The sequence below is a fragment of the Rhodoferax sp. genome (assembly GCF_028715765.1).
Lineage (GTDB): Bacteria > Pseudomonadota > Gammaproteobacteria > Burkholderiales > Burkholderiaceae_C > Rhodoferax.
Window position 1 is genome coordinate 1 of the sequence record NZ_JAQURE010000077.1, and the last position, 6,959, is coordinate 6,959.

General features: G+C 54.2%; 7 protein-coding genes. 3 read left to right on the forward strand and 4 right to left on the reverse strand.

Annotation, left to right across the window (positions count from 1 at the left end):
- Positions 1 to 175: 175 nt before the first annotated feature.
- Positions 176 to 646, reverse strand: coding sequence for a methyltransferase (locus PHT20_RS15835; protein ID WP_301021276.1), 471 nt, complete (start codon positions 644 to 646; stop codon positions 176 to 178).
- Positions 647 to 736: 90 nt separating this feature from the next.
- On the opposite strand from PHT20_RS15835, the gene fabG reads away from it, so the two are divergent.
- On the forward strand, positions 737 to 1,483 hold the full coding sequence (gene fabG / locus PHT20_RS15840; RefSeq protein ID WP_301021277.1) for a 3-oxoacyl-ACP reductase FabG: 747 nt from the start codon (positions 737 to 739) through the stop codon (positions 1,481 to 1,483).
- Between the two features lie 59 nt (positions 1,484 to 1,542).
- Here fabG and PHT20_RS15845 read toward each other — a convergent pair whose 3' ends face one another.
- Positions 1,543 to 1,956 (reverse strand): DUF3717 domain-containing protein, encoded by a 414-nt coding sequence (locus tag PHT20_RS15845; protein WP_301021278.1) that lies wholly within the window; start codon positions 1,954 to 1,956, stop codon positions 1,543 to 1,545.
- Positions 1,957 to 2,054: 98 nt separating this feature from the next.
- Between PHT20_RS15845 and PHT20_RS15850 the strand changes: the two genes are divergently transcribed.
- Positions 2,055 to 2,765: a TerC family protein gene (locus tag PHT20_RS15850; RefSeq protein ID WP_301021279.1), complete on the forward strand. Its 711-nt coding sequence runs from the start codon at positions 2,055 to 2,057 to the stop codon at positions 2,763 to 2,765.
- 60 nt (positions 2,766 to 2,825) lie between these two features.
- On the opposite strand, the gene PHT20_RS15855 is transcribed toward PHT20_RS15850, so the two are convergent.
- On the reverse strand, positions 2,826 to 4,280 hold the full coding sequence (locus tag PHT20_RS15855) for a M48 family metalloprotease (RefSeq protein WP_366520946.1): 1,455 nt from the start codon (positions 4,278 to 4,280) through the stop codon (positions 2,826 to 2,828).
- Positions 4,281 to 4,591: 311 nt separating this feature from the next.
- Here PHT20_RS15855 and moaC point away from each other — a divergent pair, with 311 nt between their 5' ends.
- Positions 4,592 to 5,083 (forward strand): cyclic pyranopterin monophosphate synthase MoaC, encoded by a 492-nt coding sequence (gene moaC, locus PHT20_RS15860; protein WP_301021281.1) that lies wholly within the window; start codon positions 4,592 to 4,594, stop codon positions 5,081 to 5,083.
- A gap of 38 nt (positions 5,084 to 5,121) precedes the next feature.
- On the opposite strand, the gene PHT20_RS15865 is transcribed toward moaC, so the two are convergent.
- Positions 5,122 to 6,480, reverse strand: coding sequence for a Wzy polymerase domain-containing protein (locus PHT20_RS15865; protein WP_301021282.1), 1,359 nt, complete (start codon positions 6,478 to 6,480; stop codon positions 5,122 to 5,124).
- Positions 6,481 to 6,959: the final 479 nt, after the last annotated feature.

Genomic DNA, 6,959 nt, shown 5'->3' on the forward strand with positions numbered 1-6,959 from the left:
GCCCGGCCTGGGGTGGTGCATGGTTTGGGCATTTGGTGGCTCAAGCTGGGGTTGGATGGCACCAATGTGAACCAGCTCACCAGCCAGCGGCTGACCGATTTAGGCCATGGACCCACGTTTTACGACTGCGTGGTGCAGGTAGAGGCAGCGCAAGACGGCGGTGCTTGAGCCAGCCCTAAAACAGCCAGGGTACAAAACGCCGGGTGTGTTGGCTGTAGGCGGCGTAGCCGGCATGGTGTTCGCACAGCCAGTGCTCTTCAAGCGTGGCTTTGACCGCCAGCACGCCAACCAGGGAACACCAGGCCAGCCCACCTGCCATGGGGCTGGTCAACACCGCCATGGCCGCTGCGGCCAACAGTACCGTGCTGTACATGGGGTGGCGAATCAAGCGGTAGGGGCCGCCAGTGACCAGCTGGCCATGCGCTTTGGGTGCGGGGTGAATGTTGAAGTTGCCCAGCCGGTTGTAGGCCAAGGTCCAGCCCCCCAACAGAGCGGACAAGCTACCCAGCAGCACACAAACCAAAGTCGCATTGCCTTGCATCAAGGCTGGCGCTGCCGCCCAAGCCAACCACAGCAGCAGGCCAAATTGGAGCAACACCAGCATTTGGCCAGCACGGTGGCGGTGGGTAAGGAGCAAAGAAATCATTTTTTTGAAGCTTGTGATGTGTCAAGTTGCAGCAATCAGGAAGGGCTACCATTTTGCATGTTGATTTTTTTACCACTCTGAGGAACTCTCATGACCGCTCGTTTGAACAATAAAGTTGCTTTGATCACCGGCGCAGCGCAAGGCATTGGCCTGGCCACCGCGCTTAAATTCGCCAAAGAGGGTGCCATTGTCATGGTTTGCGATGTCAAACAGACCGGCGTGGATGAGGTCGTGGCGCAATGCCAGGCGCTGGGGGCGACCGCGCAAGGTTTTGTCATGGACGTGACCCAGCGCCCGATGGTCGATGCGGTGGTGGCGCAGATCAAGGCCACTTACGGTCGCATTGATGTGCTGGTGAACAACGCGGGTATTACCCAAGACGCACGCTTGCAAAAAATGACCATCGAGCAGTTTGACAAGGTGATTGATGTGAATTTACGTGGTGTGTTTCATTGCACCCAAGCGGTGGCTGATGGCATGGTGGCGCAAGGTAGTGGTGTGATTTTGAGCGCCAGCTCGGTGGTGGGTTTGTATGGCAATTTTGGGCAAACCAACTACGCAGCCACCAAGTTTGGCATCATTGGCTTTACCAAAACCTGGAGCCGTGAGCTTGGCCCCAAAGGGGTGCGTGTGAATGCCGTGGCACCTGGTTTCATTGCCACCCCCATGGTGGCCGCCATGCCTGAAAAGGTGTTGCAAGACCTCAGCGCCAAGGTGCATTTGCGCCGCATTGGCAAGCCTGAAGAAATTGCCAATGTGTATGCCTTTTTGGCCAGTGATGAGGCCAGCTACATCAATGGTGAGGTGATTGAGGTGTCTGGCGGTATTTCTCTCTAATTCAAACCTGTTGACAGTATGGTGTTGAGCTTGTTGATGGCGCACCAGGCCTAGGTCATCTAGGTTTTTTTCTCAGCCGCCCGCTCAGCGTATTTGTTAAAGCGCCAAGCGCTGGCCTCTTGCGTGATACGCCGCCACACTTGGCGTTTTTCAACCGGGCGCATGGCCGTCCAGTGCTGTACTTCGGCAAAGGTACGGCCGCAGCCTTTGCAGATGTCGTCGCCCTGGCTGGTGGAACAAATGGCTATGCATGGGGTGTCGGGTGTACTGTCAAACCATGCCAGCCAGGCCGTCAGCGCGGCGCCTGGCATGGCGGACTCGTCAATTTCATGGGCACGTGCCAACGCCATCACGGCATACACCTCGGCCAGGGCGCGCGTGGTGTCTGGCAACGCTGCGCCTTCCAAGCTGGGCGTTTGACCACGCCAGTAATTGATGGCGGCTTCGATGTCGGTGATGTGTATGGCTGTCATGGGCTGCGGATGATAGCGGTGCAAGCCATTTTCCTCATGGGACGCAAGGTAAGCCCCCTGTTTTGGACAATGACGGTTTTGTTGATACAGGGTTGACTATGGAACTATTTTCTGCGCCGTGGTGGTCTGCATTGCTGGCCATTGTGTTGATTGACTTGGTGCTGGCCGGCGACAACGCCATTGTGATAGCGCTGGCAGCGCGCAATTTGCCCGCGCACCTTAAAACCAAAGCCATTGTCTGGGGCACGGTGGGCGCGATTGTGGTGCGCTCCATCATGACGATTGGCGTGGTGTGGCTGCTGAAAATCCCGGGCTTGATGCTGGTTGGGGGGCTTGGCTTGGTGTGGATTGCCTACAAATTGTTGGCAGATGATGCGGGTGATGCACACAGTGACCCAGGTGCCAACACCTTTTGGGGTGCCATGAAAACCATCATTGTGGCCGACGCCCTGATGGGTGTGGATAACGTGCTGGGGGTGGCGGGCGTCGCGCATGGCGCGTTTGACCTGGTCATCATCGGCTTGCTGATCAGCGTGCCGATTGTGGTGTTTGGCAGTTCGGTGGTGCTGAAACTGGTGGAGCGTTTTCCCATCATCATTCAGGCTGGGGCGGCCGTGCTGGCCTTTACCGCCGCCAAAATGCTGGTCAACGAGCCCCTGCTGAGTGGTGTTTTTGGCAACGTCAAAGTGACATTGACCGATGCCCAGCAAGCGTCTCGTTGGACGCTGGAATTGCTGGTGGTACTGGGGGTGCTGGGCGCGGGGGCTTGGCACAAACGCCAAGCCAAGCAGGCTGCCTCAAATAGATGAGAAAGCACTTTAGGCCTTTCTGTCCTTGATGTCTTCCCAAATTCTGAAGGTTTTCTTGGTTTACTTTTCTGCGCTTTGCGCTTTAACCAAGGCTTCTATCTGGCGCTTGCGGGTGTCAATGATGGAGGCTTCAATGTGATTGGCGCTGGTGCTGGTGACATTTTGAAAGCGCTCTTGTGCCGCTTTGAGCCGGTCAATGGCACCGGCGTAATCCAGCTGAGCGATGCGGGCTTCGGCCTCGGCGCGCAGGGCGCGCAAGGGCTGGTTTTGTGCCGCATAAACGCTGCCAAGCCATTGCCATGCAAGTGCGTCCAAGGGGGCATCAACCAGCCAGGTTTGCAAGCGCTGCGCCACCGAGTCGAGCGCTTGTGCCTGACCGGATTGCATGGCGACTTGGGCTTGCAGGAGAAGGTCTGGGCGCAGCGTGGGTTGGGGTTGTGAGGCTTCAAGGCCGATGGTTTCCCCCAGCGCCAAGACCTGTGGGCGTGACAAGTCGCGTGCCAGCAGCCCAATTTCAACGCCCAACCAACGGGTTTGTTGCTGCGCAGACGCATCTGATGCTGTGATTTTTTGTAGCCGTGCAAATTGCGTGCGCGCTTTGGCGGGCTCTCGCATTCGGCTGGCAGACATGGCCGCACCGTAAAGGATGCCGGCTTGTTCGGCCTGCGGTTTTTGAGAAAAAGCAGCATCTTGCGCCCGGGTTTGCCAGTTTTGCATGGCGTCAAGTCCTGGGTTGGAGAGCACGCGCGCACGCGCCGTCAGCATGGCATGCGCCAGTGTGGGCGTGGTGTTGAGGGTGTGCGTGCTGCCTAGCGACACGCGCGATTGCATGTCGGCAATGCGCTCGGTGGTCAACGGGTGGCTGCGCAAGTAGGGGTAGGCACCACTGTCGTTCAGGCGGGATGCTTGTTGCAGTTTGTCAAACATGCTGACAAAGCCTTGTGCTTCAAAGCCGGCTTGGGTCATGACACCAAAGCCTATGCGATCTGCTTCGCGCTCCATGTCGCGGGAGAAATTGAGTTGGGCTTGCGCCGACAGCGCCTGCCCGCCCACAATGAGTGCGTTGCCGGTGTTGGCATTCTTGCTGGCCGCCAGGGCGCCCAAAATCATGGCGCCAATCATCCATGGGGTTTGCTGGCTGTTTTTGGACATGAGGCGGGCAATGTGGCGCTGGGTGACGTGGCTGAGCTCATGCCCCAGCACCGAGGCCAGTTCGTCTCGGCTGCTGACCACGGCCATCAATCCCAGATGCACGCCCAGATAGCCCCCCGGGAGGGCAAATGCGTTCACGCTGCGGTCGCGCCCGAGCACAATACGCCAGGCAAAGCGCTCTTCAAGCTCTGGCGTGAGTTCGCCTCGTTGGCGTGCGGCTGTCAACAACGGCTGCCAAATGCTTTGGATGTAGTTCGACAAAATGGGGTCGTCAACAAAATCAGGGTCGCGGTAGAGTTCACGGGCAATGCGGTCGCCCAATCGGCGCTCGGCAGCACTGGTCATCTCACTGGTGTCACCCAATTGGGGCAGGGGTGAGGAAATGGTGGATATATCCGCTGATATGGCGGGTAGTGCCGTACAAATTGATACAAATATAATAGCTGCTTGCGCTTTTATAATAAGGGCTAGAGGCTTTTTTTTCATATGAAATTCTGGGTAAAAACTGATCTGGTGACACCGCAAAGCACATCAAAATAGCCAGTGGTGAAGGTAAGTGGCGGAGCATTCAATTCAGCCGGCACTTTGGTTTGTGCTGCACTTATGATGCCATTTCTTTGCAAAGGTTCTTTCTGACTTTTGCGACACTCCACTAAATTAAAGAGGCGCAAGTTATGAGCACACTGACACATTTTGATGCCCAGGGGCAGGCGCACATGGTCGATGTGGCCACCAAAGCGGCGACGCATCGGATTGGTATTGCTGCTGGGCACATTGAGATGCAGGCTGCGACACTGGCGCTGATTGAGTCTGGCACCGCCAAAAAAGGTGATGTTTTGGGTATTGCTCGGGTGGCTGGCATCATGGCAGCCAAGAAAACCAGTGATTTGATTCCCTTGTGTCATCCGTTGGCACTGACTCGGGTTGCGCTTGACTTTAAGCTCTGTCATGTGGGAGAAACTCAACCTGCCAGCGTGTTTTGTACGGCGACCGTCGAGACAGTTGGTCCGACCGGCGTTGAGATGGAGGCACTGATGGCAGTTCAAGTAGCACTCTTGACTATCTATGACATGTGCAAAGCGGTTGACCGCGGCATGGTCATGACAGATTGCAAGTTACTCGAAAAACATGGTGGTAAATCTGGCAGTTTCTTCGCAACAGCATAAGCTGAAGCCATTTGATGGCATTGGTTTGCTCGGAGCGGTCAGTTGGGCGTCAATGCGTTGGTGTTTCTATTGAGCCAGTTGGCATAGTCCACAGGAAAAGCGGCTTGGTAACGAGCGGCGTAAAAGTGCACTTCGTCAGTTTTGCCCAGTAGTTTGCAACTCTCAATCAGTATTTCAACCACCCGCGCTTCAGGTGAAAAATGCAGCATGGCCTGGGCTAATTGGTGGACTTCATGCGCGTTAGCGACAGTTAATTCTGTCGTTGTGAGTTTTGCAAATTGAACTTGATCCTGAAACATTGGCAGTTCGCTGAGTTTGTCCAACGTGTTGTCTCTGTAGGCAGACAACCGCTCTGATTGCGGTAGGTAGATTTGGCTCGCCAGGTGGTAGTTCCACGCAGCGATGCCACACCACGTGAAGGTTAAACCGCAAAGAGCCATTGCGAAATAGCGGAGCTGTTGGATCGTCCTCGGTTGGCAAGATTTGAATTTGGCTTGGAGAAAATCTGAATAAATGATGCTGATACAGGCTAACGCGGTGATCTGAAATGGCCCGTACCACAGAGGGTATTCGAGCAGGCTGTGCAAACCTATGACGGCAAGAACGGACCATGCAAGTTGGTGCGATGGCCTTGTTTCGTGCCAAGGTTTGCACCGCCATACCGCCCAAAGGGCGGCGCTGCAGACTAACACTGCGGCTGGTATCCCTAATTCAACAGCAATTTGCAGTGGCAGGTTATGGGCGTTGTCCAAGATGTCGCAAAAGCGAGTTGTTGGGTAGAGCGTTATGAAGTGCGCATAGTCAAGTTCGCCCCAGCCCCAACCTGTCCAAGGATTTAAGGAAATCAGGTGCAGAACATTGATCCACAGCGTGGTTCTGCTTGCGCACAGTGAGTCACCAGCGCGAAGGCGTGAAAAAGTCCCATTTGAAAATGGGTCCAGCCCCGCCAACCAAGGCAAGGCGAAAGAACTGATGATGTACAAAATAAGTGCAATCAACAACATGTCGACAGGCGACAACGACTTCGCTTTCAATTGTTTTTTTTCAGATGACATCATCTGACTTTGCCAGCCAATAGCCAGTCCAAGCAATGTGACGAGTTGAAAAAATCCTGTGCGTGAAGAAGATGCACTGTTTGCAATGGCTAAAAGTGCAATGCAGAGGATCGTCAGCAAATTGCGCAGGAACCAGTTGACAGCCAAGTCGATTTGCTTAAGGTGGGTGACGCGCCAGTGAAGCCAAACGACAGAGGTGATGCCAATGTTGAGCAATGTTGCAAATTGATTTCTTTGGCGCAAATTGCCAAAGGCTTCACCGGGGTGGGGGTGATTTATCCAGCGCCCTGCCCAATCTGTAGCGTTGAAATATTGAGCCAAACCGATGGAGGCATTGCACATGCCAGAGATCAACCATGATGCAATGAAGGCAAAGAGAACAAGTCTTGGGGAAGTGGTGTGAGAACGGCCGAGCCAACCCAAGCAAACCAGTGACAAACACAGCCATGAAAATAACAGAGGCATGACTGACGCGGATGGCCCAGGACTGAAAGGATTTAGCCACAGGATTATCAAAAGTACACTGCTAAGCAAGGCATGCTTCAGAGTGACCCAAGGCCATTGAGAGAACAAAAATCGCATTTTGGTTGGAGGTGTGCAAAGAAAGATCGTTTCTGAGCATATAATTACAACAAGTTAAACGTGCAGTCTCAGGTTTAATTTTTAAAAAACATCCAAGAAAATTTTGGATGTTTTTTAAACAAAACGCAAAAAAGCGTGCTAGAATACAAGGCTTCGCTGATCACAGCAAAGTAAAGCAAACAAGTAGCAAATTGCTTGTTTAGATCATTAAAAACATACAGCCGATAAGCGTGGGCGTT